The organism is Paenibacillus sp. 2TAB23, assembly GCF_052115165.1.
Taxonomy (GTDB): domain Bacteria; phylum Bacillota; class Bacilli; order Paenibacillales; family Paenibacillaceae; genus Pristimantibacillus.
The window spans coordinates 74,864-100,547 of the sequence record NZ_JBFRGD010000001.1; the positions used below are offsets into that span (position 1 = coordinate 74,864).

Consider the following 25,684-nt stretch of genomic DNA (forward strand, 5'->3'; position numbering starts at 1 on the left):
GCTATTGCTCCGTCAGGGTAACTTTAAGCCCTGACCACAGTACCTGATCGCCCTGAGCAACGGAAAACGGTGCTGGCCTGTTCCCGACATAAAACGTTTTTGTCGTGTATGTGCCGATTTGCGGATCGGGATAATACAATTCAAAAAACACATTGTTCATAGACTTCAGCAGCGCAGAGATTTGGACCCAAGTGAGCACGCCCCACTCCATATCAATCTGCCGCTTGACAGCGATACGGTCCCGATTAAGAGTACCGTCCGCTGTTCGAGTGGTCGAGTCGCCATCATCCAAGTCCATCGTCGTAACCGAAAATTTAGAAGGATACGCTGCAATGAGCGCTCCGTTAACCTTGAGCTCCAATATCAGCCCTCCTTATATCTGTAATAAGCCACCGCCTGCTTGTTGGTTAGCAACATTAATAGCCCGCGCCGCTGTCCGACCGAGCTCTGCTTCCCCAACCTGCAACACAGCAGGTCTAGCATTACTATCCTTTAATGCGCGCAGGATCTGCTCTAGTACCGCCACAACCGGCTGCTGATTACCCCCAAGCATGTCCTGAAGCTTTGACAACGGGCTGACTACTTCAGGATCGACAGAGGCTCCTTTGTTATCGCCCACCATCGCCAGTGTTGGACCGTAGGCCAGACCGCCTTTGGCCAGGCGCGGAATTTTGGGCACCTTCATTCCAAAACTCTTACCACCTAAATCACCCGGTACCCAATCTGGTACATCAATTTTAAAATCGTTCAATCCGGATATCATTTCGTTGATTGCGTCAATAATCAGATTCAACGGCGTTTTCACAATCCCATAGAGCGAATCAAATACACCTTTAAATATTCCCTTAACACCTTCCCAGGCTTTACCCCAGTCACCGGTAAACACTCCAGTTATAAACTTGATGATCCCTACTAGCGTAGTCTTAAGCCCATCTATGACTATCCCGATACCTTCAAACACCGTATTAAACGTAGGCTTCAGCTTTTCCCACAAGACGGATATGATTGGGTTGATTACCTTCTCCCAAAGGAATTGCAGTACCGTTATAACATCCTTGATTATCGGTATAACGGTCTTGGTGAGGATTGCATAGATGCCGTTCCACGCTTCTGCCAGCACGCTTCCTATAGCATCGGCAAGCGGCAGTACAACATTCTTCCAAATCATCATTAGCAGGTCAGCTAGGATTTGAAACACCGGCTTTAATACCGTGCCAATGAATTTACCCAAGGGAATAAGCACGTCTTGCCAGAGCTGCTTAAATATGCTGATCAGGTTAGGGATCAACGTTTTAATGAAAAAATCAATAACCGGCTTCAGTATCTTGTTCCAGGCATCTACCAAGACCGTCTTAACAAAGTTGGCCATTGGTTGCAGCGCGTCAAGCCAAGTATTGCCCAGGTCTACAAGCGCCTCTCGGAAACTCTCGCTTTCTGAATACAAATCGATAAAGCTATAAATCAACAGTCCCAGCCCCGCCGTTATTAATACAATAGGCGAGGTGACCGCAGCGAATGCTGTCGATATGGCATAGAGCAGAAACGGTACAGCAGCACCAGAGGCGATGAAGGCACCGATCGTTGATACCAGCGATGCAATACCGGAAATAATGGGAGCAATCGCCAATATCAAACCTGCCACCTTGAACGCTACGAAGAAACTCGCAATGAACAGGGCACCTTTTACGAACGTCTCCTGATTGTTCATGATCCAGTTAGACAGCCCGCTCAGCCCCTGTGCAATGAGTTGTAGCGTGGAAACGATCAGGCCTCCTGACCAAGCTGCCAGTGGCTGCAGGACGTTATCAAACAACCAGACGCCATATGGCATGAACGCGGTAATGACTTCCGTCAGCACGCGGATACCGCCGCTTAACACGTCGATGAATGCAGGCAATGCTTCGGTAATCGTCCATTTTCCGAGCGGTACAAGAACCTCTGAGTAAAACCATTTAAGGCCTACACCTACACCTTGAGCAAACGGCTTTAGCGCATCGCCCAGCCCTTGCAGCGACTTTTTAAGCGGATTAATATTCCAGCCTGCACCGCTGAACATGGATTTAATATCATTTATAAAACCTTGAACCTTCGCTTTGATTGGATCGACATCGATATCAGGAGTTGAAATGCTACCCATATCCATGCCGGTTGCTCCCATTCCCTCGAACATGTCGACTGCGGAGCCTGCAGCATCGTCCAGTGCCTTCGCTGCGCCTTGGGATATGGTATTGAGTTGGTCAAAGCCACCAAGCGATCCTTTAATCGCTTTGCCAGCCTTTTTCACATCCTTGCCGGCTCCTGTTGCCGCCGCCCCCATGTCGCCTACACCTGACGCTGCCGCCTCTGTTGCTGTTGTCACAGCCCCCATGCCTCCAGCAGTCGCTTCACCAAACACAAGCTCCGTGAATGCTTTAAAGTATGCCGCGGCTATTTGCAGCTTAGCAATAAGCCAATTAAGCCCCTTAACGACAGGCGTTAGGATGTTGATAAAACCTGCGCCCATGGTACCCTGAAATATTTTCCACTGCTCTGTCATGACCCGAATTTGGTTAGCCCAGCTGTCACCATTACGTGCAAAGTCACCTTGAGCATCGCCTGTAGCACTCAATAGGTAGTTATAGCGCAGCAGCACTTGCTCTGCTTGAGACATGGCCGTCCAAGCCTTGGTAATGCCTTGCGATAAGGCATAGGCTTCCATGTTGGCCACGTTCATGTTAACACCGAGCGCCATTAGTGGTTCAGTCTCACCTGCGATTCCCGATCGGATCTTATCAAAAGCATCATCCGTGGACAAGTTGTAGAATGAAGCCATATCCGCAGCCAGCTTTGTTATATCTATGGATAGATCCCGCACAACTGACCCCGTAAGCCCCGATGATTTGAGCATAGCCCCCATAACAGAGGTATAACGTTTAGCCGATAACTCCGATAAACCGTATGACTCCAGAGCAGAATTAGCAAAAGCATTCACATCTGCCGCCATAGCCCCAAATGTCACGTCAACAACGTTCTGAACTTCCTGCAGGTCGGATGCTAACTTGATTGCTTGATTACCAAAATCAATCAAACCATTAACCGCAAAAGCTGCTGCAATGATCCCACCAATGCCGATAAAAGCCTTCGCAACTTGGTTCGAGGCTTGCCCAGCTATTCCGGAGAGCTGACGGTTAAACTCACCGAGGTTCAACCCTAAATCTAAATCAATCCTGCCTGCTGCTCCTGGCATCTATCCGCCACCTCCAAATAGCCGAGCCATTTCGGCTTCCATTCTCTTCATCCCATCTACCAATGCATCTGGATCATCTAACTTGTTCTCCGCGCTTCGCTTGCGCCAATCACTATAAATGCGCCGCTGGTCAGCACTCCAGCCTCGCCGTACCTTGGCATCCGTTTCTGCTCGTATAGCCACAATACTGCCGAGCGGCGTGTCAGGCATCAGACCGGACAGCAGTGCGCAAAACTCGTCCCAAGACATATCTGCATGCTGCCGGATACGGATGCCGTACTGCGCGGCTAGGCTCGCTTCAATTAAAGGCCAATCGTCGTGCAGGTCATACCAACTATTTGGTTGACTCTGCCCGTTGAAATCGCGCAGCTGCCTCGTCATAAGAGATTCCGGACTGAGCCGCAAGAATCCCCGTTGACAGGATTTTGACATTTTCTAAACTGAACGTCATAACGCCAATCTCGTCGAATGCTTCAGCCCCCAACGCACCCTTAAGCGCATCGAGCATCCCCTGAAGACCTTTGTCAGCTGCCTCTTGGAATGCGAGGACTGCCTGAATACCGTTGTCGATCGGATATTCTTTTTTATCGATTTGAATAGCTGGCTGAGCCTTACTAAACTTGCCTGATAGATTGATTACCTTTGACATGTGTTATCCCCCCTTATGGCGCAGCCGGCGTATATGTCGGCTTGCCGTCACTCAATAGTTCAAATTCCAATCCGTCAATATTCGTGCTGTCGCCGCCTGCTGGAGCTGTCAGGTTGATAACACAATCCATAACCAGCTTCGCACCACTAGGCATTGTCCACTCAAACTTTGTTTCCACATCCTGACCGGTACCGATCATCAAGCCTGCAATGTAGTCATTGCCGGGATCACCGTAATTTCGCTTTCCTGTGAAGCTGATCGTCATACCCTTGCCTGTTACTGCCCGGCGCGTCCATCCGCCTTGGTCCATCGGCGACCATTCTTCCGTGTTGCCATCGATGCTAATAGAGAAATTCTCCAAGTCCTTGACGGGTAGCATTTCCGTTGCTGTCGATGCGCGACCAGCAGTACCGATTTTAAAAATGTTATTATGAACCGGAAAAACGCCTGTTTCTGCCATCTAATTCCCCTACCTCTCGTAATAAATCGTGACTTCGATCACGTATTCGTAAATCCCTTCATCATCCGTGCCAACGTTAACCGGCTCGGGCGTTCTCATATCGAATATAGCTCGGCGTCCATTGATCTCAGCCATCTGGCCAAACATCACACTAAAGACCTCCTGTGCCTTCTGCTCTGCTGCGTCAGGATTTTTGCCCCAGTGCACCAAAATAGATACACCCTTAATCGCATAACTCGTTTGCTCCAGACCACCAAGCGCAATAACTGGCTTACCGCCGCCGTTAAGGTTGTACACGCCGATGCACTGCGGCTTCTTACCGTCCAGCTTGCCGATGTACCAGCTTGGGCAATCGACTTGCGTCTTGAGCCAGTCCTTCACCTGTGCCAGTGTCATCATCGTATCAAGCCCCCTGCAAATCGTTTCCAAAGATCTCTAAATACCTTCTTAACGACATTATCCTTTTTGCCGTTCGCCCACGCTTCAAGCCACAGTCCCTGTGCATTTCGGTTCTTATCCCGGCGGAAATTGTATTCGGGATGAAAGTAAAGCCTGCGCGCATACGGCGTATCATAGATCAGCGTCACTTTGCCTTTTTTACTTTGCGACTCGTCAATAAATACGCTTCGCTCCAGCTCGCCTGTTTGCTTAGGCACGACCTCGGCAGCCATGATATCACCCAAGATACTATCCTTTGATGCGTCTAAGGTTTGTTCTAACGCTTTTACTGCTGCATCTTTAATCTGCTTGACCGCTCTAGGGTCCATCTTTCCGCGTGCCTTAACTTTGCCCATCAGTTCAACTCCAGTTCGGTGGAGAAAATGCTGCCGTCTGGATTATGAGGGCGAGCTGACCTGAAAATGGAGCGCTGTGCTCCGCCAACGACGACATAACCCTCTATCAACTTATCTGGGTTAATGTCACCCTGAATGATCACCTTGCCAGAGAGCGTCACCAGACGGCGCTCCTTATCCAGTGTCTGGCGCATCTTCTCGTCATAACAGCAAAGCCCATCGAAGATTAACTCCTCGACAGGCCCCTGATCCTCGCTTAATTCGGTTTGATAGACTTTAATTGGGGTGTTAAGGATCCACGTCGGAAACGGTAATTTGCCGCGCATCAGCATAACCCCCTATTGGTCAGCCCTGTAGCCCGCAGCAGACTTGTTACAGCCTCTGTGGTTTGGACGCCGCCTGCACCCTCAACAGCCTTAAATGACAACGACACGCTGCCGGCAGAGTATCCAGCAAGCGGCATCGTCACATAATCCCCATACTGGTACATAAATGATGCCTGCTGACAAACCGCTTTGATTACATTAAGCTGTTGAAAAGTAGACAGCCCGACCATTCCGCGTCCAACGATGCGGTTATAGGTCAGGCTGTCGATTTGATCAGATGCTAGCTGCAGCTCTTGCTCAAGCTCCTCGCCCGGTATCTGCCCATCACCATATTGCGCATAATTCTCTGGGGATGCGTAGGCCATACAATCACCTAATTCTGCTCAGCAGCAGTAATTTCCGCTGTGAGAGTATTGGCATCCTTATCGGCTACACCTTCAATGCCTAGCTCTGTGGCCTTCTTTCGGAGTGCCTTAAGCTGCTTCTCCGCTTCTTTCTTAGCAGTTTCTGCAGCCTTGTCCTCTTCTTGGGCTACCTGTTCAACCTCGTAGCCTTTTTCAGCAAACCACTCCAGCAAGTGAGGATCGTCTGTCTGGCCAACGCCATTCATAAACATGACGCCTGCCGACAAGCCTGTGTATTCTCTGTTTGGTGCAATGACTTGTGCCATTAGCTACCGCCCTCCTCTTCATCCACTGGCTCTGGATAATTCGGTTCCAGTGCATCCGGCGTGACGGTACCAATTCGTACGGTATTCCGTTGCACAGAATGCCCGTCTCCCTGAGCTTCCAGTACGTCCTGTGTTGGGCTACCTTGCTTAATACCGACGTAGTAGCCGTTGACATAGCCTTTTGGCAGATCGTCTTTATACTCCATTGATTAGCCCTCCTTACTGTACTTTAATTTTGCGCATAACGCCGGCAGCCTTGGTTGCCTTGAGCGCTACAGCTGCAACCATCTCGACCTCGCCTGTTTTAACAGCACCGGACGTATTGAAATCCGGTAGCCAAGTCCGGACAGGTGGGTGACCAGCCATACTCACACCGTGGAAACCATCTAAGCCTAGACGCGGTACATAAATGCTCGTTTCTCCGGTGCCATTTGTGCCAACAACAGGGTTATTCGTGCCTGCTTTCGCTCCCAGATCGACCAGCGGGATCTCGTTATATTTCTCGACCTGCTTACCAAACTCATCGCGTGTCGTGGTATATGTGCCAGCACGGCGGGCGCACGCTCTGATCTTGGCAATCAACTTCAAATTGCCCATAATTGCAGACGGATCACCGTCAAGCCCCATCAAGAACTCGTCAAGCTGGTCAAGAAACACCTTGTAGTTCGTATCAATCGCGGCTGATGTAGACAAATCGATTGCGGTACCAGGAATGTATTCTGTGCTGGAACCCGTAAGAGCCTTGTCCAAACCGTCAAACGTTTCAGCATTAACTGCCGAGTCACCATTGATGACCGTATCATTAAACAGCGCCTGCGCAGCCTTAATCTTCTGTTGCATCTGCAATTGAACCTCATCAGCAATGCCGCCCATACCTGCAATGATGCGGTCGAGCTGATAGGCGCCGCCAAACACCTTAAGATCAACCGTATAGCGCTGTTTCTTCACTTCTTGCGGCGTGTATTCCTCGTTGACCGAGCGGAACTGTGCTGTAGGCTGCGTGATCAAACGTGTGTAGCCGTATGTCAGAGTCGCGCCACCACCTGTTGGGCTCACTGCATCGTCAAACGTCAGGTTCTCCAACAAAAAATTATTCTTACGAAACTCGTCAATGACGCCTTGTGTCAAGGCATCCTGAACGTTCTTCTTTGCTTCACTCAATGTAATTGGCATACTATTTCATCTCCTTATGATTGTGCTTGTGCTTGAATACGTGCAGCAATTGCGTCCTTAAGGGACGTTGTTGTAGCAGGAGGTGTTGGATTACCACTTCCACCGATCTGAAAGCCTGGCTTTTGCTGTTGCTGCTGGTTCGGATCTTCGACCTTAAACAAAAACGCCTTTGATTCCTTCAGCCCTTTGAGCTGTTCTTCTAGCCCAACGATCTTATCACCATCGATAACCAGTTTTGTGCGGTCAAATAGGCCAGCAGCCAGTGCCTCGTCATGCACCTTACCAGTCAGCGCAGTCTTGATTGCATTTGTCAGCGTTAGCTCCTTCAGGTCAGATTCATATTGCTCCTTCGCCGCTGTGTTGTCGCCTTGCAGCTTCGTGATCTGCGCCTTCAGTTCCTCACTGGCTCCCGCCGTCTTGCTGAGCTCATCCAGTTGTTTGTCGCGCTCCTTCAGCGTATCTTCTGCGGTCTTCTTCGCGCCGTTCACTTCATCAAAACGCGATTTAGGTACAAACCCCTTAAGTTCATCACCTGAAGCAGCAGCAGCCTTATCGGCCAAGTCCTCGGTCAATCCCAATGCTATAAACTGTTCCTTATTCATATGTCCATCCTCCATTCATCTTCGCTTGTTAACCCGGTCGCGTCCGGTGATGTCCTGTTCTTTAACGTCTACAGTACCGAAAAGACGGCATGAAAAAAGCACCCTCGCCTATGCGTGAGTGCTTCTACTTCTTCTTTTTGTTTTTCTTTTCAACGTCAGCCAATTCATGTGGCCGAGTTATGGCTTCAATATATTTTTCCAAGAAGTCTGGATCATTGGGATTATGCTTATCCAAATATCCGTCATCAATGCCCCCAACTTGGCGCTCTTGCTGCTTTGAAATCTTCGTCATACTTCCACCCCAATTCCTTAACAATGTCCTGGAACAAAGCCTAATCTAAAATGGCGTCTACTGCCCACTGTATGCCTTTTTCTATATCGATTTGAGGATACTTTTGCTGAAGCTCGCGCAAGAAATCAATGAACTCCTGACTCTGCAGATTATAGGAGACGTCTTCAAAATAACCACTCATCAAATTAATCTGATTAGAAGTACACTTAAGCAACAATTCTTTCGTTTTTCCGATATCCTGACTTAGCACATTTATTATGGGTTGCCAATAGTCATCCAGCGGTGCAGAACCTTCATTAGACAACATTTCAATGATCTCCATATTATATGAAATAATCTCAAAGTCCTTCACTTGTCCTCATCTCCTAACATCCGCTGAGTTTCATCTGGGAATATTGTAGTTACCTCGCCTCTTTTGGCATCATAGCAGACGCCGACCGTTACGCCCTTATATTCAGCGTACTTGAATACTGCAATCAGCTCGCCATTTACGCGTTTAGGGGTCAGCTGAAATTTAGATGAATCAGTTAGGTTGGTTACATAAGAAGCAGCAGCATCGATATCCTTTGCGCTCCAGTCCTTAGGGAACCATGCTTGCTTCGTACCGGACTGCTTGATTTTTTCCTTATGGGCCGGCACATTACCGATCCGAACACCATTCTTGTACTCTTTAACAATATTATACGGGATACCATGCTGTTCCAACAACTGGATATTCTCTTCACCATGGCCGCCTTTACTAAACTTACCCACGGCCTGCTTCTTAGGGTTCTTCGGATTCGTGAATTCCCCTTTAGACGCATGCGACAGATGTTCAGGTTTAATCGTAATCCTTTTGTTGCCATTGCCAAGTCCATTATCCGGCTTTCTCTCGATCGGTAGCTTATTCTGCTCCCTACTGCTATCACGCCGCAGATAATCATGCTCAGCCAAATGACCACGTAGCTTCTTCTGCCACTCCTTGACCTTCGCAGCAGCGGCTGCTTGATTCTCAGGATCAACGCTGCCAGCTTCACGACGCTTATACTTACGAATCTGACGTTCCATGTAACGCTGCTTCTGCTCGGACTTGTAGTTGCCTAGCGCAACCTCATCGTCAACCGGCTCTGGTAAGCGGCTCACACCAGGGAAGAACGTCGCCATGTTGTGTCGGCAATTGGGATGAAATAAGCCCGCGGCAATGGCTTTACTTAGCAGCGGGTATTTACCATTCTTTTGGGAACCCTTGCTATACACATCATCGATATAAACCTTACCTTGCCACGGCAGACAGAGCGGCGAGCAGTTGTTATGCGCTGATATAACGACAGTACGCACGCCTATTTCGTCACGCCTTGCGCCCTCTCCCGCAAACGCAGCTCTCTGCGAAGCAGCACGCAGCGCCATTTCAGCATAGCTAGCGATGTTGACGCGACGGCCATTGGAATAGGTGATACTATCGATCCCCTTATCCAAGAAGTCCCTTGTCGCCATGTCAATGGCTTTTCCGAGTGTTGCTGCACCGCTGTTCATGTACACGTGTGATTTATATATCGTTTGTCGGTACACATCGTCCATTTTTCGCAGAATAGCATGCTGTGATGCTCTGAGCTCGCCCTGTGACGCCTTGACCAGCGACCCTACACGCGGCTCATTGATCTTAAAAAAGTTACTGTCATCATCCATGCGCGGTTTAGGATGCGTAATGTCTTCCCGCTTTCCGAAGCCGAATCGATTCCACAGCCTACCTGCGAAATCACCAACATTGCGGGCGCCTCGCAGGAACGATCCGCGAATGTTTCTTTCAATGTCCTCCTCGGCAATAGGCATATGCTCCTCTACAATACCTCGGTTTCGCTTCTGGTAAGCATTTAGCGCTGCCAACTTCCTAGCCTGCCATTGCGTCCACTTAAAGCCGTGCTTCTCTTGCTCGGCTTCGTGGCGTGAGAAATTACGCTTCATGCTCTTAATCAGATCAAGCTCCATTTCAGCCATTATCTGTCGCATGTTAATTTTACTCATTCTTCATCAACGTCCGGATCGTCTTCCTCATCGTCAGGCGGCGGATCTCGATTAAGCGAAGGCTCCTGCGCTTCCATCGGTCCTTGCTCAGCTTTCAGTCGCTCGACTTCTGCAGCCTTGTCCTCATCGCTCCAGGTGTCGCCATACATCTCCTCGATAGCGCGCTCCACGCTCATAACACCAAACGTACGCGCCTTGCCCACTGTCTCCACGACAGCATCAAACGATGGTGAAGCATACTCCCCAAACGTAACGGTTGCCGCATAATCGGCAGTTGTGCGGTTTCTCATTGTGTCGTATACCTTCAGCACCACATCAACAAGCTGCGGAATAACTTGATTCAACACCTCTACCAGCTTACCGCGAGTGTAGAGCGTTGCTTTCTCCTTCTCACGCTGCGCCTCAGCGTTATCGAGCTTTTTCAAGTCGATGCCAAGCGTAGATGGGCTGATAATGCCCTGCAAACACATATCCAGCGCTGAAGCATAGGACTCCACAAAAGCCTCATACAAGATTGCAGGCTGCACGGTGATAACCTGCCCCTTGTTGTCCTCAGCTAGTGATGTTCCAAGCCGGATGAACTGATTGTCAAACGGGTTAGGCCGCAGCAGCTCGCCTGTCTCACTGGAGCGCGGTATCATGTCCTCTGGAATATACTTTTGAACACGTCCGGCGCGTATCGCATCAACCCATTGGCTAATAACCTCATCCAGCGCGTCGAATTCGTCGTTCTTTGAGTCAAACAACGATTTGCCGCGGCCTTGCCACTTCGCTGATTTGTAAAATTGCATCGGAACGGCCATCATAAAGCCACCGTCATAGGTAACTTCTGGCTGAAGGTGTGACGTTTCAGGCACCGAAGCCAACTCTACCTCTTTACCATGAGCATCAAGCAGACGTGAGCGAACATATCCCTTGCCAAACGTCTCTTCCAGCCGGTAATCCCGGTCCTTGAAGTGGTAGTCCGTATAGAACAGCACCTCCTGAAGCCTTCCACGTTGCCGCTTGTAGTCTACCTGCTCACCGCTGTAAAACTCAATGATCGGATATTCCGTCACGTCCGGATCGACCGTAATCTTAAACGCTCCGTCACCGGCTACCAGCGTGTCGGTGATACCCTCACCTAGCAGCTTATCCAAGCCGTTGTCCTCAGCTATTGTTTGCCAGTTATCGGCTACCTCTTGCGGCTGGAGCTCGATCGCATCCAGATCCGCTATGATGATGTCACTGAGCGTTCCCGCTATCATTGACGGCAGCCCGCTGTGAATCTTGCGGATTCGCAACCCCTGACTCGCTGACGCTGCCCAGAAACGCGCTCTGCTTACGTTGTCCGTGGCCGTCTGCATCGCAAATTGCTCCAGCTCGGACGGATCACCACGAAACCAGAGCCGATTACGAAGTACGTTGGTGCCGTAGCTCAGAGGCTCCGTTATCGTTATGACTCGATTCTCTGCAGCAGGCTGTATACGCAGCATCTTCATGACCATATTCTTAAACCACCCCATTCCTATACCTCCAATCTCCGCTTAAACGGCTGCACGGCGTATTCGCTACTATCCAGACAGTCAACTGGATAACTGCCGTCATCGGTTCGCACCCATTCACCGGCCATACGCTCTTTCTCGTCCCATGTCGCATTCTCCAAAGCCTCCAGCCACTGCTTAAGGTGTTGCATGACTTTATAGCGGCCCTGGTTGATTAAGATGTTCGTCAGCCTTATGCGGTCCACAATGCCCTCTTTCTTGTATGCTGGCACGACTTGAATGTGTATGCCGCGGCGCTTCAACTCGTTAGCCAGCGCCTGCCTGAACAGCTTATCAGCCGACTCTGCAAAGATATGAGCACACGACAAAAAAGCCGGATAGGTTTCCGACCATTCTACGATTTTATCAACGATCTCCTGTGCATACCTGTCATGCGTGTATCCTGATTCCTTGCCTTGCTTGTGATAATAGCCATCCAGTAGCACAACGTCCTTATAACGCGGCGTCATGCCTGTTAGCGTGGCCACTGTAGCGTCAGTGCCCCCGATGTCGATGCCGATGCTAAACTCAATGAACCGGTAATCCTTTATGTCCTGCCGTGTGACGACGACAGCCTTGCTATAGCCTGTGTAAATCCGTCCTGTTGCTGCTGTTCGCTTGCCTAAGATGTCAGCCTTATACCACAGGCTATCCTTGTCATACGTAGCCAGCACGACTTTTAAGCGGTCATTCGGAATGCTCAGATTACCCAGCACCGTGAAATGCCCGTAGTTATATCCGGGATTCTCACCGCGCTCCAGCAGCTCATCCTGGTAGTTCAGCACATCACTATAAAACCAATGTGATGGCGGCTTAGGATTCAAGTCAAAGAACAGCTGCCTGAAGCTACTGGCCAGCGTCCGGTCAAATACCTCCTGCACAAATGACTGATGGCACTCGTTAACCTCAGTGCCGTATACCGTACCGTATGAGTTACCCTTGATCCGGGCCGCATCGTTCGCTTTACCGCCGCCGGCAATGATGATAATCTTCTCACCGGTCTTCGTCTGGATGTACAGGGCATCGCGGTTCTTGTACTCACCCTCACGGCAGCGGCCCTCAAATAGCCACTGTAGACCAAAGCCGTTGGAGTCGATCACGTTCATTTTAGCAGCACCTAGGGAAACCCCGAATACCAGGTGCAGCTTATCCGGATGGATCTCCAAGCACATGGCGTAAGCAATCAGGTTGATGATGTTCTTGCCGGCACGCTTGCCACCCTCCGCCACATTAAGCCAGGAATCCTTGCTACGGCGTATATAATCGGCCTGCTTGGCCGTCAGAGGCGCATAATCAATCATCGTCCAGCACCCTCTCAGGAGCCGGGTTATTAATCAGATCGGCCAGCGCCGTTATCTGGGCGTTCGGATCAACTCCGTCTTTGTTTGGCACCTTCGATTTCAGCACATCGATACGGGCCTTTTGCTCCTCTGTTGCCAGCTCAGTGCGTAACAGGTCATCGTACTGGCGGATGAGGCTTTGAAGCGTCCCCATGGCCCGGCTCTGCGCCTGCAAGAAGGTTGCCTGCTTGTCCCAAGCCTGTTGCACTTCCCAACGCTTCTCAGTACCAAACATCCCCGGCTTATCGCCGACAAGCGTCTTCGTACTGTCCTTCTGGTCCTTAACGTACATGATCTGCTGCGCCCGAATGATGGCCGTATACTGGATCATGATGTTATCCCAAACGATATCAAGCGGGATCTGCTGCTTGAGCTGCTCCATGATTTCCAACGACTCGGCAGGCATATACTTCTGGAACAAACCATGGGTGACTGCATTGCTGTTGCCACGTGGAGCTGCGCCGCCTTTATTACCCATAGCATTTTTACTGCCCGGTGGTGCGCCTGGCTTTTTTGTGTGCACACCTTTTTGAGAGGGTGCACCTTTTTTTCGCTCCCAGCCATGTCGCTGTTTCCATGACTTCACCGTATTGAGGGATACGCCAAACTTGTCGGCTATCTCCTTGTATTTCATGCCGCGCTGATAATCGGCTTCTGCTTTCCTATGCATGCTACATTATCACCACCTCCGGGCTTTATGTTTGTTTTGCAAAAGAAAAAGCCGTTCAAATTTCGAACGACCTTTAAAGTGTACCCTTAGGACTATTCAGGCTTATATTTCTGAAAACCTATACTGATATCAAACATGACGTATATTTTTAATTTCAAAACTACATCCTAAGGTAAAAAGAATGGAGTGTAACCAAATGACCATACCTGTTCCTGGGCACGAAATTGTACTTAAACCTGTAAAAAAACCTTTCAATAGAGGTGCTGGACCTTCAGGAGAATGCCATATAAACTTAAGTAACACAAGGACTATTACTCTCCCTCCTCACTCCGTTTTCAGGTGTGAATTTGATATAAAAGGCCACAGACAGAATGCGATTATAATCTACGAATGGCAAGGTAAAGAATCAGTTGATCCGGTAGTGTTACGTGGGAATTATTATTTCAGAAATGATTATTATGATATTAGAAACACTTCTAACTCGCCTCAAGAATACTTGATAACAGGATGGTATAAAAATCCACCACTTGCTGGACAAGCACTTTGGGAAATATCAGGCTGTAAGGATCTTGAAGTCAGTGAGTTTTTTTTCAAAATTGGATTCGAAGACTACAATGAAACAAACGAAGAACATGATTTTAACGAAGCTATTGTCACAATTAAAAAAATTGATAACTAACAGACTTTGTTTAACAATAAAAACTCGATGATATAAAAAGACAGTGCCGTCTACGCCTTATCTTAGTCGGCACCGTCTTTTATTTCGTTCGATAATATCATACTAACACGGATTTCATTGCTTTTGTTCGCTTTCCGTTCGCATTTATTTCGCTATTTTTTCGTACTCTACGATTGCCTTTCGTCTCCAGCGATAAAAGACATCCTTCGAAACCTGCATCTCCTGTGAAGCTTCACCCCATGCTTTGCCATCTACGTAGTGTATTCGTAGCAGCCGTTCGTAATCTGGTTTATAGCCCTTAATCGCCTCTAAGACCGTATCAATTCGGGCAACCTCGTCCTGTAGTTCCTGTAGCTCCACCATCCGATCAAGTACAGCATCCAGATCATCACGTACGTCATAACCCCGTGCAGCTATCACCTTTCCGATCTTGTCACGCAGCTCCTGCAACAGCTTGTCATCCTCCGCATCAGCTCCTTGCTGAGGTATAACTGCCAGCTGGCTCTTAACTCCTGCAGGGTACTGCGTCAAGTAAGCATGTGCTGTTGCTTCTAGCTTTTGTTCTCGCTTACCCAAGTACATATAGCTAGGCAAGTTTCGTAACCTGCGGTGCAATTCCTGAAGCTGATCGTCTTGGTTAAGCCTGCTTACTGTGATTCCAGCGCCTACGCTGTAAGTGCTAAGAACTTGTATCCTTGCTTGCAGTTGCTTATATCGACTTAGCTGCTCAACCGTTTGCTGTTCTGTCATCGCCCTTCTCCTCCTACTCGTTCGATTCTCGCTTTCACAGCCGCCATCAAAGCATCTTGTCCGACCGCTTTACCTTCCAGCGCCGCCATGACATCCTCATCGATCGTACCCTCCGAAACTAGATGATGAATAATTACGCTCTGTGTTTGCCCTTGGCGGTGCAATCTCGCATTCGCTTGCTGATATAGCTCAAGGCTCCAGTTCAGACCGAACCAGACAATGATATTACCGCCTGCTTGTAGGTTAAGACCATGCCCAGCTGATGCGGGATGAGCCAGCAACATCGAGATGTCACCGGCGTTCCACTCTGCAATGTCGTCTGCCGTATCCAGTGTTCGTGCTTCCTTGAATCGCTGCTGAATCCGGCTCAGGTCGTGCTTATAAGCGTAAAAGACAAGAACCGGATGACCGTTAGCCCCTTCAATCAAATCCTCCAAGGCATCTAGTTTGATATCGTGGATCTCACGAACGCCGCGGTCCTCATCATAGGCTGCACCGTTTGCCATCTGAAGCAGTTTGTTGGACAGTACAGCTGCTGTACTTGCAACGATGTCTGATCCCGCCATAGGTAGCAGCAGGTCGCGTTCAAGCTGTTCGTACTGAGCTCTTGCTTTATCACCCATAGTCAGCGGTACGATACGATCAATGCGAGCTGGCATATCGAGCCAGTCTTCTGCTTTCATGCTGATGCAAATATCTGCAATCTGCTCATGGATCCGGTCCTCGGCCTCTTTTTTCTGTTTCCACTCATATACGACATGACCGTTTTTGGCACCGGCTGAGAAGTATCGATCACGATAACTGGATACGGTTGTTCCGAGTCGTTCACCACGGTCCAGCAGGTAAATCTGCGCCCATAGATCCAGCAGTCCATTCGGTGCAGGCGTACCGGTTAGGCCGATAACCCGTTTCATCAGTGGTCGCACCCGCTTTAAGGCTCGGAAACGTTGTGCGCTGCTGCTCTTGAAGCTCGATAGCTCATCAATGACCACCGTATCAAACGGCCACTTGCTGCCAAGAAAACCGACCAACCACTGGACATTTTCCCGATTAATCACGTAGATGTCAGCGTCAGCCTTCAGCGCGGCTTCTCGCTTCTTGGCATCGCCAAGGATCTTACTGATCCGTAGATGCTTGGTATGATTCCATTTGCTCGATTCACGGCTCCACGTATCCTCCGCCACACGCTTAGGCGCTATAATCAAAACCTTGGTTGCATCGAAGGAATCATACAGCAGCCGGTCAATCGCGGTTAACGTTACGACAGTTTTGTCAACCTAAGCCCATCTCTAAAAATAATCCGACAGCTGGTGTATCCATGATTCGATTAACAGCGTATTCCTGATATTTATGGGGGATGAACTTCATTCGGCATCACCTCTCTTGAAAATCTCAGATATAAATCGATCCGTATCCTCGTTGCAATCTATCTTGTAAAACACATGTCCCATGTCCGTTAACGTCCTTGCCCATTTCTGTTGCAGAGGACTCAACGGTTTGCCCGGCGCCTTCAGCTCGACGTACACCGTCCGGCCATCCGGTAGAAGCACGATTCGGTCCGGCACACCATTATGTCCTGGCGACACGAATTTAAGTGCTTTACCTCCATGCTTCTGAACCTTATCTGTGAACCGCTTCTCAATTGTACGCTCTCTCATTGCTTACCTCCCGAAATAAGGGTGTACCTTATGTAACCGTTGGGGTCGTACATACACGTATATGGGCAAATTACGCGTTAGCATATGTTTTACACGTACACATGCGCCCATTTTACTATGCTAATTACATTTTCACTATATATAAGATATTTACGGTTACATAAGGTACAGCAACCCTCAAACCCTTATGGTTATTGGCTTAAAGCCGTACCTTACTATTAAAAATTACGGTTACACTCACGGTTACATAAGGTACAGTAGGTGTAACCGTAAAAATTTACGGTTACACTTTAGCGTTTTACGGTTACACCCGTTCAAACGTTTTTTGCTGTCCGTAAATCTTGAATCTGGTCTTCTCTGGCACCCGTTCTTGCCAGCCTGGAATCCTACGGACAATGTCGCAAATTACTTTTGACTCCCAAGGCTTAAGCATTTTAAGAGGCGACTCCAAACACTCTACCCATACCTCAGCTGCACATACCCGAGTCCGCTGCACATCGCCTGTCGGTGTCCTTAAATACTCGCGCCGATCGTATTCGTTCATGTCATCCCAAGTTTTAGGCAGAAACGTGTCGAGATACTCCTGAATGAGCCCCTCACGTGGATCCGTATCCAAATGCCGCTCTTGCATGGCTTGAGCCTGCGTATACATGTCAGCATCAAGCTCCAGCCGTTCGCCGGCTTTATAGAGAGTCAATGCTTCCGCCCACAGCTGCCCGACAAGGTCCTCGGTAAGTTCCGTAAAATGGTTCTTGATACGCTTCTCTGGATCGACACTAACGGGCCAGAAGCGGCGGTTCCCTGTGGCATCTTGTAAGAAATTATGATTATTAGTAGTGCCGAAAAAAACACATTTACGCGGGAAGTCCGAGACCATACGGTCATAAGCTACGCGGTATCGATCGCTCTCCTTAGATAGGAACTGCTTGATCTCATCGACTTCAGCTTTCTTCATTGCAGCCAGCTCACCGATTTCGATGATCCACGCCCCCTGAAGGTGCTCACCGGCTTCCTTGGCGTCGAACGTCTTAAGCGAGTCACTAAACCATTGCTTGCCCATCTTCGCCAGCAAGCTACTCTTGCCGACGCCCTGCGGCCCTACGAGCACGAGCATATAGTCGAACTTGCACCCGGGTTCATAGATCCGCTTGATCGCTGCGACGAACATCTTCCTCGTCACCGCTCGCACGTACGGCGTATCCTCTGCGCCAAGGTAATCGATGAACAGCGTATCCAGCCGCGCAGCTCCGTCCCAGTACTGGCTCTCCAGATAGGTCTTGACCGGATGGAAGGTGTTTCCGTGAACGACCTCGGTTAAGGCGTTTTTGATCGTATCAGCGGATTTGATATTGTACTTCTTACTAATATAGTGTTGCAGCCTGCGGTCGTCGGCGCCTAGCCACGGCTCATACTCCGTGTTCGGCCGTTCGCGCTTGCGCCACGGCAGTTTATCTTTCACGACCTCAGCGTTTTTGAACGCATCGTAGGCAAGCACGTCCTTTAATGGTCCGTTGGTCAGGATAAGCTCTACATTGCGGGCATTCGGCAGGATGATCTTCGGATTCTTTTTGTTTCGCTCGAGCTTCGCCATCCAGTCGATCGTTTCCTCATCCAAATCGTCCATGTCTCCGAACTCGTCCGCTATTACCTCACGCATAACAGGCTCATCGCTCATAGCGAACTCCATCATCGCCTGGTAACTCGGCAGCTTCGTGATGTTCGTCTTATCGCTGGTGTTGTCGTCCAGATCCTTGAATTTATGTAGCCGGACCAGATCGAAGGCGTTTACTTCACGGCCGCTGATCGGGTCCGACTCATGATGACTGAATGCAAAAATATCTTGATCGTATATGACAAGCCCGCCGTGGGAATCAGAACCACTAAATGACCAACGGTTCTCAATGGCTGTGGGCAAGTATGCTTCAGCTAAAAAAGTTTCAATAGCACCGCTTATGCTGTACTGCCGGCAGAAAGCACCGATCACGCCGCTCTTCTCCCGTGGGTCTTCCATCTTAGCGCCAGTCCGCCGCTGTGCTTCTTCATCCGGATGACGCTCCCACTGTACGGGGTCCGTCCAATCCTCGTATTCCGCCAGCAGCACATCAACGTCTAGCAGCTCACCTTCTACCTCAGTCAGTACAGGCTCCGCGTCACTGGAGCAGCTCGGCAAATACATCAGCCGGTGAACGTCGAACGTGGTCTTATCGAAATGCCGCATGCCGATGTTGGCAGCAAGCTTACGGGAGGCTGCTGCGTATTCATCAGGACTCATCTCTCTGCTTGTCGGCACGACGATCCGGTACTTCGGCTTATCCTCCCGATGGCTGTGCGTGGAATATAAGACGTAGGCATTACCACCAAGGATGAGATCCAAGTTAAATATGAAATCCTCGTTAGCATGGTCCACATCCAACGTAATGAGGCAGCGCGTGTCCACGTTCTCTTTCTTCCGGCGCCCACCTTGGACAAGGCCGCCGACGAAGGCAACCCCATCCTTGACCTTACCTTTAGCTGGGACGGACAGCTTGTCGTACTCGGCCATCGTCTCGGTCGTCCGGCGAAGCGAGCGAAGCCGCAGTACAAATTCGCCCCAGCTGAGGTATTCGTTTTTCCAATTCGTGTCGCTCCGGTTCCGCCCGAACGCGATGACTAGTTCGACATCATGCATACAGTCACGTCCTTTTGTTTGTAAAACATTTCCTTGTAAAATATAATGAAAACTAGTAACTCTACAAAAACAACAATATTAATCACTAAAACAACATGATGAAAAGGGAGTCCTTATCAATGAAGCTAATCAAATCAACACGCCAAGAACAAACTTTTTACGGTGACATTTTCGAAATTAATGGAGCAGGATGTGTCGTGTTCGGTTTCGGCAAAACTAAAGCTTGCCGCGAAGCAATTAATAATAATGAGGACAACGAAATCGGTTTAGATTTTGCAAGTCTATCTAGAGTTAATAACGATCTATATGCTCATTGCGAATTTGAGTTCTGGGCAGACAATACCCCAGACCCAATTAATGATCGTGTACCCATTAGATATTTGCTAAGAATGCTTGACCAAGATGAAACCAGTAATCTAGTAAATCCAGAACAGATCCAAGTCGTATCCTATGAGGATTTTGTTGAATATTCACAATTTAACATTAACTTTCAAATGCCTATAGTTTACACATCTGAAGAGAGAAACGCTTCTTTCAAAAGTTTAACTGAAGGAACTAATATATCTGGTTTTCTTCTAGTCCCTTGGATGAACTCACATATTGAAAAGGGATCCTTAATGCGTTCATTCATAAAGTAGGTAAATTATATTTCTTTTATAAAAGTATTCTTAGCCGAGTCCATATTCGAATTGTGATAATTACTTTATAAGTAGAGCTCGGGGAACCAAGCTCTACTTATTTTTCTGATACCTATCCCATTCTTCTCGTACTGCTTTCAAATGAACATGAGCTGCTTGCCGAGAGAATCCTAACCGCTTACCAGCTTCTTTAGCATTTAACCCTTGTAACATCAAGTCCAGCAACGCCCGGCGCTTATAATACTTGCCTTTTAGAGGCAACGACTCTACAAACTCCTGCGTATATACCACCGACAAGTCAACACTAGTAGTGGCATATAGATCAGCCAGATTCACTGTCTCACCTTCCACCTGCAACAAGATCGGAAAGAGCCTAATCTCTAAATAGTGCTTAGCGGAATTAATGTACTCTACTCTGGAGTTAAAACGAGAGGCTAATTCCTCTGAATTAACATCGTACAAATCTCCGATACGAATTCGATTTGCTAGCCGTTTGATATGTGTAGGTACCCGTATCTGTCCATTGGTGTTGATCGACCTTGCCGCATAGCCCCATATGCACCTGTAGGCATAGCTGCTGAATGCATAACCCTTCGACTCGTCATAGTGCTGAGCTGCAAACATTAAGCCGATGCTGCCAGCAGAGAACAGATCGTCGTAGTCCATTGCAGGGTCTCTTAAGCCATAGCTCATGCGCCTAGCAATCTGACGCACCATACCGAGATTCTCAGTAACCAACGGATGTAGATGTTCCGGAAACCTCTCCATCTCCCTCAGCCCTCTCTATCAGTCGGTTGATGTACCAAACAGCCTTACGCAGATCCTCGACACCGTTCTTCCGTTTCCAGCGCCACAAATATTTAATTGCGTTCGCCGTGCTGACGGCCTCGATGCCAAATAACCCTTCTGTAGCAGCCTCCAGCGCGTCGTAGCATTCAACTTTTCCAGCAGTGTAATGCGAGGGATGATTCACGTTATCTTTACTCAAAGCAACCAGCCCCTTTTAAGTAATCATTTATGACTCGAATTCCGTATAACACAGGCAGCGCCTGCAAAGGATCAACAGCATTGCCGAGCGCCTTTAGTCGTGCCGCTCTATTCTTAACCCCTGTCGCTACACGTGATGGCTCCCATTCGTGTTGCTCCTGCCCCATAAGTGCAGGCTGTGGATAAGAGGATATGAAGTTAATAAGGGCATCCAGCGGATTCATTCCCCATCCGTCCATCCAATCGGAAAGTTCATAAGGGCTTCTACCCATTCCGGATTGAGCTGTCCGCTTTTCACCGATACGCACATTGAGAGGTTCACTTGTTTCCCCTGTTCGATCCGTTGCTGTATTACAGGGTTCGATAGATTCCCTCGGTCGCGGTCGTCTCCCGCTTGAGGTGTCGGCCACATTTTCACATGATGCACGGCTCCCGATAGCGCGTAATTCCCTTTGCTGTCCCGGCTGTTCGGTCCCCCGTGTTTCCCATCTCCTGCTCTCGGTGTCGGCCACATCTTGACCGCATCGTTCAACCCCGGAGTCCAGCCCTGTTCCCTTTTCCTTGTCGCTCTCGGTCCATTCGGATCGTCTCCGCTGCGATAATCCCGCGCCTGCGGCGTAGGCCACAGCACCGCCCCAGGCAGCCCGTTCCTTGGGACGTTTGCAACCTCTCCGCGCTTCTCCGCATCGTTCGCTCTCGGTGTCGGCCAAAGCCTCATATCTGTCCGTAGACTCTTCGTTTGCCCTCCTCCGCTTGTCCCCGTTGCGTCCGCTGAATTGGGAGTAGCCCAGAATGAAGATCCGGTAGCGCCTGTGCGAGGCACCGACACCGCAAGCTGGTATAACAATTGGGACGGATTGATACCCGATTGCTTCAAGGTCTTGCCGGATGGTTTCGACGACCATTTCCGCTTCCTCGCATATTGTTGTTTCATCTTCCAAGACAAGCTCGCTATCGGACTGTGCCATACTGACGAGCCCATCAACATTCTCAGCAAATACCCAAGTGGGTCTAAGCTCGTCAACGATTCTGCACATTTCAGGCCAGAGGTAACGGTCATCTGCCGTCCCGGTTCGCTTTCCTGCGTTACTGAAAGGTTGACAGGGGAAACCACCTGCAATAATGTCGATTCCTGTAATGCCGTCATTTTTAAGCACCTCCTTTGTTAAATTAAAAACATCATCGTATATTGGTTTATTAGGAAATCGGCGGCGGAGCACATTCTGAGCGAACGGCTCTTTTTCACAGAATGCAACAGTTTCAATACCCGCCCACTCCGCTGCTAAACTGATTCCTCCGATCCCTGCAAATAAATCAAGTTGTCTCATTGCTATCCCCCTAAAAAAGGAATTTGTTAAATTATGTCGAATAAGGATACTACAAAAATGAGGTGATCCTAAATGTATTGTCCTGCATGTGAAAGACCGACCCTTGAGCGAATTGACGATGAAGAGAAAGATGATTTTAAGCTAGTTTGCACGAGTTGCGGGTATGAATGGGATTAAGATAAGATTGCTATAATCAATCCTTTCTATAGAAGTCGCATTCGAAGCCGTCTGCTCGCAGAGGTAACCTTGGTGCCCAGCTGATCGGCTGGCCCATAATCTCGCATGCACGTTCTAGTGAACCCGATGCCTCATCGAGAATGACCTCATCGTGGACGTGCATGACGATGTTGTGGCCTGCTTCATCTAGCCGAATCATTGACTCCGCCAAACAATCCCGTGCTACTGCCTGTACGATGTTCTCCACAAGCTTGCCGCCGTATGTCCGCAGCCTGACCCATTGCTTCGTATCATTGACGCCTTCATAGCTAAGCTGTTTCTTGCCGTAATTCCCGTCTTCCAGCCGTGGTTTGAAGTAAGCCAGCCTACGACCGGATGGCAATTGGCAGAACAGTGTACCAGGCGTATAGATGAAAGAAATTCCATGCTTCAGCTTCACGGTCCGCTGTTCTTCAACAGCCGTTACCGCAGCATCACCTACTGCATACCAGAACCGTTTGATCGCTGGGTTTGCTTCACGCCACGCATCAACGAGTGGCTGCAGCTCTTCCTCCATCAGTCCATTCTTTAAAGCACCCATCGTGACAAGTGCATTAGGTCCACCTTGATAACCAAGCGCAAGCTCCGCGACCTTCCCGCGCTGCCGATCTTCTTTAGAAATCTGGTCAATAGGAATCTTAAACATCTGAGCTGCCGAGGCTTCGTATATCTTGCCGTGACTATTGAATACATCAAGCCGCCACTGTTCACCGGCTAACCACGCAATCACCCGTGCCTCGATGGCCGAGAAGTCAGCCACGCCGAAGGTGTTACCCTCGGACGGAACGAACGTGGTGCGAATGAGCTGTGACAATACATCCGGCACACTAGCGAACAGGATTTCAAGAAGCTCGTAATTCCCTTCTAATAGAAACTGCCTCGCAAGAGCCAAATCATTAAGATAGTTTCGCGGTAAATTTTGTACCTGGACCAATCGACCCGCCCATCGCCCTGTCCTGCCGGCGCCGTAGAATTGGAGAAGCCCGCGCACTCGGCTGTCGGAGCAGATTGCACGCTCCATAGCCTGGTATTTCTTGACCGATGTCTTGCTGAGCTCTTGTCGAAGTTCTAATACTCGCTTTGCAGTGTCTCCCTCGACCTGCTCAAGCAGGATCGGGACCGTATCCTTCGTCAGGCTCTCGACTTCCAAGCCCTCTGCCTCCAGTAACCACCCTTTGATCTGCGGGCCGCTGTTGGGGTTATCCAGCCCCGTAAGCTCCACAGCTTCTGCCATTAGCTTTTCTTTGTACCGCTCATCACAGACGATTGCGTGAGCCACAAGCTGCGGATCGAGTCGAACACCCTTGTCATTAATCTTCTGATCGAGCGCCCACAGCCTGTGCTCGCTAGCCGGCAGCGGATGCTGATCGAGCACCTTACTGATGTCTCGCTCTACGACAACATCCTGATTGCAATAAGCCTTATATTGCTCCCACTTCTCAGGCGCATGATGCGGATAGTTTCGTGTGCGTTGACCGTTCGCTTTGGTAGGCTTGCATGGTAACGAGAAGTATTTAATCAAGTTCTTGCCCGCTGTGTCCTTCTGAGCAGACAGGTTCAGTACCTTGGCGACACCTTCAAGATAGTTAGGCAAGCCGAGATACAAAGCATGTACAGCAGTACAAACCCACTGTTCTGGCTCCATCGATACGCCGAAATGCTTGGCGATACAAGTTCGCTCGAAAGCTGCGTTGAAAGCCTGCTTCGTGATAGTTGGATCTTCGAGAGCATCCATGACTTGCTGCGGTATTTCCTCAAAATCTAGAAGATCGATTACTTGCACCGGATCGTTATCAAAGGCATAGCCGAATAGTAAGATCTCAAAATCAGGTGAATCGACGTACTTATAAACGCCGCTTTTGATAAGATCGACAGAAGAATAGGTTTCGATATCGATGCGCAACGTGGTCACAGCTTTTTACCACCGTGCCTCTGCGGCCGTGTTGCGTTATACGCCATCTTCTCCTCAATCGCTTCCTCCAGATCGATTCCGAAGTATCCGCACATATCGAAAATCCGAATTAATACATCCGCCAGCTCTGTTGGAATGCCGCATGGCTTATCGCCTTCATAGTAAATCTCCTGCATTTCACGTCCGTTACGATGATCCTCTAAAGCTTCGGAAACTTCCGAATGTACAAGGGCGATCATTTCACCAAATGTGCGTGGCTCCTCATACCAGCCTTTGTTAATAGCATTCTGATGAGCCGTTTCGACCAAGTAAGCAATTCTAAATTTTTGTTCCATTCTATATAAACCTCCCATATTTTTAGATAGGAAAAGGGACCCGTTGCCGAATCCCTTTCAGTTGAATTAATTCAAGAAATCGTCTTCGCCCAAGTCATCCTCGAACTCTGTATCCGAGAAGTCGTCGTTCACGCTGCTGCGGCCGCCGAGGAAGTCGCCATCCTGCACCTTAACCAAGTTGTTCAAGCCAGCAGCAACACCGCGGTTACCCTTCGCATCGAACGGATAGAAGTTGAGGCTCACTTTTGCATAGCAGCCAGAGTAAACCTCGGTCGTGTCCGTAATCTCCGCAAATTTCGTCTTGCCGTTCGCATCTTTACCACTCGGCTTAGCGATACCCGGTTTGTTCTTGCTGGACGCATTCAGGAAGTAGTGACCTGCATACGCCTCATCATCCGGACGCTCTTCGTCGCCGTCACGCAGCGGCGTCTTCGCATTTGCAGGGATCTTGCCGCCCCATTTGCTCTTACCTTGTTCCTTAGCAGCATCAACTGCTGCTTTGATCTTCTGCAACGTCACCTTGTCCGTTTTTGGGATGAGGATCGCAGTGCTGTATTTCGCATCGCCACCGTCAATAGACTGCGGTTCAAAAACATGGGTATAAGATAGACGAACTGTTCCAGTTACTACTTTTGTATCCGTATTTGTAATTGCCATTTTAGTTGGCTCCTTTATAATTGGTTTTTGAATGATTACCCTAGGCATGAATCGCCATTTATAGGCGTCATTACCGATTTTATTGAGCAAAGCTCTTTGTGCCAGCTTTTTGGAAGTTTCAGAGATCCCA

The 25,684-nt window shown here is 49.1% G+C and carries 30 protein-coding genes and 2 pseudogenes; 2 read left to right on the top strand and 30 right to left on the bottom strand.

All coding sequences use genetic code 11. The annotated features are described in order from the left end of the window. Position 1: 1 nt before the first annotated feature. From AB4Z29_RS00290 to terS, 19 genes are all read right to left on the bottom strand, one after another. Positions 2-361 carry a DUF6711 family protein gene (locus AB4Z29_RS00290; protein WP_441941183.1) on the bottom strand — a complete coding sequence of 120 codons (360 nt, stop codon included), beginning with the start codon at positions 359-361 and terminating at the stop codon, positions 2-4. A gap of 12 nt (positions 362-373) precedes the next feature. Then, on the bottom strand, positions 374-3,226 hold the full coding sequence (locus tag AB4Z29_RS00295) for a phage tail protein (protein WP_441941184.1): 2,853 nt from the start codon (positions 3,224-3,226) through the stop codon (positions 374-376). Next, a complete protein-coding gene (locus AB4Z29_RS00300; RefSeq protein WP_441941185.1) occupies positions 3,227-3,607 on the bottom strand; it encodes a Gp15 family bacteriophage protein in 381 nt (126 codons plus the stop codon). Further along, positions 3,561-3,875, bottom strand: a complete 315-nt coding sequence (locus AB4Z29_RS00305) for a hypothetical protein (RefSeq protein ID WP_441941186.1) — start codon at positions 3,873-3,875, stop codon at positions 3,561-3,563. The genes AB4Z29_RS00300 and AB4Z29_RS00305 overlap by 47 nt, the downstream gene beginning before the upstream one ends. A 13-nt stretch (positions 3,876-3,888) precedes the next feature. Next, positions 3,889-4,335, bottom strand: a complete 447-nt coding sequence (locus AB4Z29_RS00310) for a phage tail tube protein (RefSeq protein ID WP_441941187.1) — start codon at positions 4,333-4,335, stop codon at positions 3,889-3,891. Between the two features lie 9 nt (positions 4,336-4,344). Beyond that, entirely contained in the window at positions 4,345-4,734 is a 390-nt protein-coding gene (locus AB4Z29_RS00315; protein WP_441941188.1) for a phage tail terminator protein, read from the bottom strand. Next, positions 4,731-5,129, bottom strand: a complete 399-nt coding sequence (locus AB4Z29_RS00320; protein ID WP_441941189.1) for a hypothetical protein — start codon at positions 5,127-5,129, stop codon at positions 4,731-4,733. Before AB4Z29_RS00320 ends, AB4Z29_RS00315 begins: the two co-directional genes overlap by 4 nt. Beyond that, on the bottom strand, positions 5,129-5,455 hold the full coding sequence (locus AB4Z29_RS00325) for a hypothetical protein (RefSeq protein ID WP_441941190.1): 327 nt from the start codon (positions 5,453-5,455) through the stop codon (positions 5,129-5,131). Before AB4Z29_RS00325 ends, AB4Z29_RS00320 begins: the two co-directional genes overlap by 1 nt. Then, the gene (locus tag AB4Z29_RS00330) at positions 5,455-5,820 is read right to left on the bottom strand and encodes a hypothetical protein (RefSeq protein WP_441941191.1); all 366 of its coding nucleotides are present in this window, start codon (positions 5,818-5,820) and stop codon (positions 5,455-5,457) included. Before AB4Z29_RS00330 ends, AB4Z29_RS00325 begins: the two co-directional genes overlap by 1 nt. An 8-nt stretch (positions 5,821-5,828) precedes the next feature. Next, positions 5,829-6,125: a hypothetical protein gene (locus AB4Z29_RS00335; protein WP_441941192.1), complete on the bottom strand. Its 297-nt coding sequence runs from the start codon at positions 6,123-6,125 to the stop codon at positions 5,829-5,831. Next, positions 6,125-6,331, bottom strand: a complete 207-nt coding sequence (locus AB4Z29_RS00340; protein WP_441941193.1) for a hypothetical protein — start codon at positions 6,329-6,331, stop codon at positions 6,125-6,127. The genes AB4Z29_RS00335 and AB4Z29_RS00340 overlap by 1 nt, the downstream gene beginning before the upstream one ends. 13 nt (positions 6,332-6,344) lie before the next feature. Beyond that, complete coding sequence (locus AB4Z29_RS00345; RefSeq protein ID WP_441941194.1) at positions 6,345-7,298, bottom strand: major capsid protein; 954 nt, start codon at positions 7,296-7,298, stop codon at positions 6,345-6,347. A gap of 14 nt (positions 7,299-7,312) precedes the next feature. Beyond that, positions 7,313-7,900, bottom strand: coding sequence for a phage scaffolding protein (locus AB4Z29_RS00350; protein WP_441941195.1), 588 nt, complete (start codon positions 7,898-7,900; stop codon positions 7,313-7,315). Positions 7,901-8,024: 124 nt separating this feature from the next. After that, positions 8,025-8,192, bottom strand: a complete 168-nt coding sequence (locus AB4Z29_RS00355) for a hypothetical protein (RefSeq protein ID WP_441941196.1) — start codon at positions 8,190-8,192, stop codon at positions 8,025-8,027. 40 nt (positions 8,193-8,232) lie between these two features. Beyond that, a complete protein-coding gene (locus AB4Z29_RS00360; RefSeq protein ID WP_441941197.1) occupies positions 8,233-8,544 on the bottom strand; it encodes a hypothetical protein in 312 nt (103 codons plus the stop codon). After that, positions 8,541-10,178, bottom strand: a complete 1,638-nt coding sequence (locus tag AB4Z29_RS00365; RefSeq protein ID WP_441941198.1) for a phage minor capsid protein — start codon at positions 10,176-10,178, stop codon at positions 8,541-8,543. The genes AB4Z29_RS00360 and AB4Z29_RS00365 overlap by 4 nt, the downstream gene beginning before the upstream one ends. 11 nt (positions 10,179-10,189) lie before the next feature. Continuing rightward, entirely contained in the window at positions 10,190-11,698 is a 1,509-nt protein-coding gene (locus AB4Z29_RS00370; protein ID WP_441941199.1) for a capsid protein, read from the bottom strand. Positions 11,699-11,700: 2 nt separating this feature from the next. Continuing rightward, positions 11,701-13,017, bottom strand: coding sequence for a PBSX family phage terminase large subunit (locus AB4Z29_RS00375; RefSeq protein WP_441941200.1), 1,317 nt, complete (start codon positions 13,015-13,017; stop codon positions 11,701-11,703). Further along, complete coding sequence (gene terS, locus AB4Z29_RS00380; RefSeq protein ID WP_441941201.1) at positions 13,010-13,726, bottom strand: phage terminase small subunit; 717 nt, start codon at positions 13,724-13,726, stop codon at positions 13,010-13,012. The genes AB4Z29_RS00375 and terS overlap by 8 nt, the downstream gene beginning before the upstream one ends. A gap of 196 nt (positions 13,727-13,922) precedes the next feature. On the opposite strand from terS, the gene AB4Z29_RS00385 reads away from it, so the two are divergent. Continuing rightward, complete coding sequence (locus tag AB4Z29_RS00385; RefSeq protein ID WP_441941202.1) at positions 13,923-14,405, top strand: hypothetical protein; 483 nt, start codon at positions 13,923-13,925, stop codon at positions 14,403-14,405. A 144-nt stretch (positions 14,406-14,549) separates the two neighbouring features. Here AB4Z29_RS00385 and AB4Z29_RS00390 read toward each other — a convergent pair whose 3' ends face one another. The 4 genes and pseudogenes from AB4Z29_RS00390 to AB4Z29_RS00405 form a co-directional block, all read right to left on the bottom strand. Then, complete coding sequence (locus tag AB4Z29_RS00390) at positions 14,550-15,155, bottom strand: RNA polymerase subunit sigma-24 (protein ID WP_441941203.1); 606 nt, start codon at positions 15,153-15,155, stop codon at positions 14,550-14,552. Continuing rightward, positions 15,152-16,523: pseudogene (locus tag AB4Z29_RS00395) on the bottom strand (DEAD/DEAH box helicase). The gene AB4Z29_RS00390 and the pseudogene AB4Z29_RS00395 overlap by 4 nt, the downstream one beginning before the upstream one ends. Beyond that, positions 16,520-16,813, bottom strand: a complete 294-nt coding sequence (locus AB4Z29_RS00400) for a VRR-NUC domain-containing protein (protein WP_441941204.1) — start codon at positions 16,811-16,813, stop codon at positions 16,520-16,522. The pseudogene AB4Z29_RS00395 and the gene AB4Z29_RS00400 overlap by 4 nt, the downstream one beginning before the upstream one ends. A 304-nt stretch (positions 16,814-17,117) precedes the next feature. Beyond that, entirely contained in the window at positions 17,118-19,481 is a 2,364-nt protein-coding gene (locus tag AB4Z29_RS00405) for a VapE domain-containing protein (protein ID WP_441941205.1), read from the bottom strand. A 119-nt stretch (positions 19,482-19,600) separates the two neighbouring features. Here AB4Z29_RS00405 and AB4Z29_RS00410 point away from each other — a divergent pair, with 119 nt between their 5' ends. Further along, positions 19,601-20,119, top strand: coding sequence for a hypothetical protein (locus AB4Z29_RS00410; protein WP_441941206.1), 519 nt, complete (start codon positions 19,601-19,603; stop codon positions 20,117-20,119). 93 nt (positions 20,120-20,212) lie between these two features. Here AB4Z29_RS00410 and AB4Z29_RS00415 read toward each other — a convergent pair whose 3' ends face one another. From AB4Z29_RS00415 to AB4Z29_RS00445, 7 genes and pseudogenes are all read right to left on the bottom strand, one after another. After that, positions 20,213-20,887, bottom strand: a complete 675-nt coding sequence (locus AB4Z29_RS00415) for a sigma-70 family RNA polymerase sigma factor (protein WP_441941207.1) — start codon at positions 20,885-20,887, stop codon at positions 20,213-20,215. After that, positions 20,847-21,107, bottom strand: a complete 261-nt coding sequence (locus tag AB4Z29_RS00420) for a DUF3310 domain-containing protein (protein WP_441941208.1) — start codon at positions 21,105-21,107, stop codon at positions 20,847-20,849. Before AB4Z29_RS00420 ends, AB4Z29_RS00415 begins: the two co-directional genes overlap by 41 nt. Further along, the gene (locus AB4Z29_RS00425; RefSeq protein WP_441941593.1) at positions 21,100-21,330 is read right to left on the bottom strand and encodes a hypothetical protein; all 231 of its coding nucleotides are present in this window, start codon (positions 21,328-21,330) and stop codon (positions 21,100-21,102) included. Before AB4Z29_RS00425 ends, AB4Z29_RS00420 begins: the two co-directional genes overlap by 8 nt. Positions 21,331-21,768: 438 nt before the next feature. Beyond that, positions 21,769-22,434: pseudogene (gene dcm / locus AB4Z29_RS00430) on the bottom strand (DNA (cytosine-5-)-methyltransferase); the annotation flags it as partial. Between the two features lie 193 nt (positions 22,435-22,627). Further along, on the bottom strand, positions 22,628-24,562 hold the full coding sequence (locus tag AB4Z29_RS00435; protein WP_441941209.1) for a DNA polymerase: 1,935 nt from the start codon (positions 24,560-24,562) through the stop codon (positions 22,628-22,630). After that, entirely contained in the window at positions 24,559-24,897 is a 339-nt protein-coding gene (locus tag AB4Z29_RS00440; protein WP_441941210.1) for a hypothetical protein, read from the bottom strand. Before AB4Z29_RS00440 ends, AB4Z29_RS00435 begins: the two co-directional genes overlap by 4 nt. A 66-nt stretch (positions 24,898-24,963) precedes the next feature. Further along, positions 24,964-25,554, bottom strand: coding sequence for a DUF2815 family protein (locus AB4Z29_RS00445; RefSeq protein ID WP_441941211.1), 591 nt, complete (start codon positions 25,552-25,554; stop codon positions 24,964-24,966). Positions 25,555-25,684 lie beyond the last annotated feature (130 nt).

Excerpts from the sequence above, each read along its gene's own strand:
- AB4Z29_RS00295 (WP_441941184.1), bottom strand. The coding sequence starts at position 3,226 with ATGCCAGGAGCAGCAGGCAGGATTGATTTAGATTTAGGGTTGAACCTC.
- AB4Z29_RS00300 (WP_441941185.1), bottom strand. The coding sequence starts at position 3,607 with ATGACGAGGCAGCTGCGCGATTTCAACGGGCAGAGTCAACCAAATAGT.
- AB4Z29_RS00305 (WP_441941186.1), bottom strand. The coding sequence starts at position 3,875 with ATGTCAAAGGTAATCAATCTATCAGGCAAGTTTAGTAAGGCTCAGCCA.
- AB4Z29_RS00310 (WP_441941187.1), bottom strand. The coding sequence starts at position 4,335 with ATGGCAGAAACAGGCGTTTTTCCGGTTCATAATAACATTTTTAAAATC.
- AB4Z29_RS00315 (WP_441941188.1), bottom strand. The coding sequence starts at position 4,734 with ATGATGACACTGGCACAGGTGAAGGACTGGCTCAAGACGCAAGTCGAT.
- AB4Z29_RS00320 (WP_441941189.1), bottom strand. The coding sequence starts at position 5,129 with ATGGGCAAAGTTAAGGCACGCGGAAAGATGGACCCTAGAGCGGTCAAG.
- AB4Z29_RS00325 (WP_441941190.1), bottom strand. The coding sequence starts at position 5,455 with ATGCGCGGCAAATTACCGTTTCCGACGTGGATCCTTAACACCCCAATT.
- AB4Z29_RS00330 (WP_441941191.1), bottom strand. The coding sequence starts at position 5,820 with ATGGCCTACGCATCCCCAGAGAATTATGCGCAATATGGTGATGGGCAG.
- AB4Z29_RS00335 (WP_441941192.1), bottom strand. The coding sequence starts at position 6,125 with ATGGCACAAGTCATTGCACCAAACAGAGAATACACAGGCTTGTCGGCA.
- AB4Z29_RS00340 (WP_441941193.1), bottom strand. The coding sequence starts at position 6,331 with ATGGAGTATAAAGACGATCTGCCAAAAGGCTATGTCAACGGCTACTAC.
- AB4Z29_RS00345 (WP_441941194.1), bottom strand. The coding sequence starts at position 7,298 with ATGCCAATTACATTGAGTGAAGCAAAGAAGAACGTTCAGGATGCCTTG.
- AB4Z29_RS00350 (WP_441941195.1), bottom strand. The coding sequence starts at position 7,900 with ATGAATAAGGAACAGTTTATAGCATTGGGATTGACCGAGGACTTGGCC.
- AB4Z29_RS00355 (WP_441941196.1), bottom strand. The coding sequence starts at position 8,192 with ATGACGAAGATTTCAAAGCAGCAAGAGCGCCAAGTTGGGGGCATTGAT.
- AB4Z29_RS00365 (WP_441941198.1), bottom strand. The coding sequence starts at position 10,178 with ATGCGACAGATAATGGCTGAAATGGAGCTTGATCTGATTAAGAGCATG.
- AB4Z29_RS00370 (WP_441941199.1), bottom strand. The coding sequence starts at position 11,698 with ATGGGGTGGTTTAAGAATATGGTCATGAAGATGCTGCGTATACAGCCT.
- AB4Z29_RS00375 (WP_441941200.1), bottom strand. The coding sequence starts at position 13,017 with ATGATTGATTATGCGCCTCTGACGGCCAAGCAGGCCGATTATATACGC.
- terS (WP_441941201.1), bottom strand. The coding sequence starts at position 13,726 with ATGCATAGGAAAGCAGAAGCCGATTATCAGCGCGGCATGAAATACAAG.
- AB4Z29_RS00385 (WP_441941202.1), top strand. The coding sequence starts at position 13,923 with ATGACCATACCTGTTCCTGGGCACGAAATTGTACTTAAACCTGTAAAA.
- AB4Z29_RS00390 (WP_441941203.1), bottom strand. The coding sequence starts at position 15,155 with ATGACAGAACAGCAAACGGTTGAGCAGCTAAGTCGATATAAGCAACTG.
- AB4Z29_RS00400 (WP_441941204.1), bottom strand. The coding sequence starts at position 16,813 with ATGAGAGAGCGTACAATTGAGAAGCGGTTCACAGATAAGGTTCAGAAG.
- AB4Z29_RS00405 (WP_441941205.1), bottom strand. The coding sequence starts at position 19,481 with ATGCATGATGTCGAACTAGTCATCGCGTTCGGGCGGAACCGGAGCGAC.
- AB4Z29_RS00410 (WP_441941206.1), top strand. The coding sequence starts at position 19,601 with ATGAAGCTAATCAAATCAACACGCCAAGAACAAACTTTTTACGGTGAC.
- AB4Z29_RS00415 (WP_441941207.1), bottom strand. The coding sequence starts at position 20,887 with ATGGAGAGGTTTCCGGAACATCTACATCCGTTGGTTACTGAGAATCTC.
- AB4Z29_RS00425 (WP_441941593.1), bottom strand. The coding sequence starts at position 21,330 with ATGAATCCGCTGGATGCCCTTATTAACTTCATATCCTCTTATCCACAG.
- AB4Z29_RS00440 (WP_441941210.1), bottom strand. The coding sequence starts at position 24,897 with ATGGAACAAAAATTTAGAATTGCTTACTTGGTCGAAACGGCTCATCAG.
- AB4Z29_RS00445 (WP_441941211.1), bottom strand. The coding sequence starts at position 25,554 with ATGGCAATTACAAATACGGATACAAAAGTAGTAACTGGAACAGTTCGT.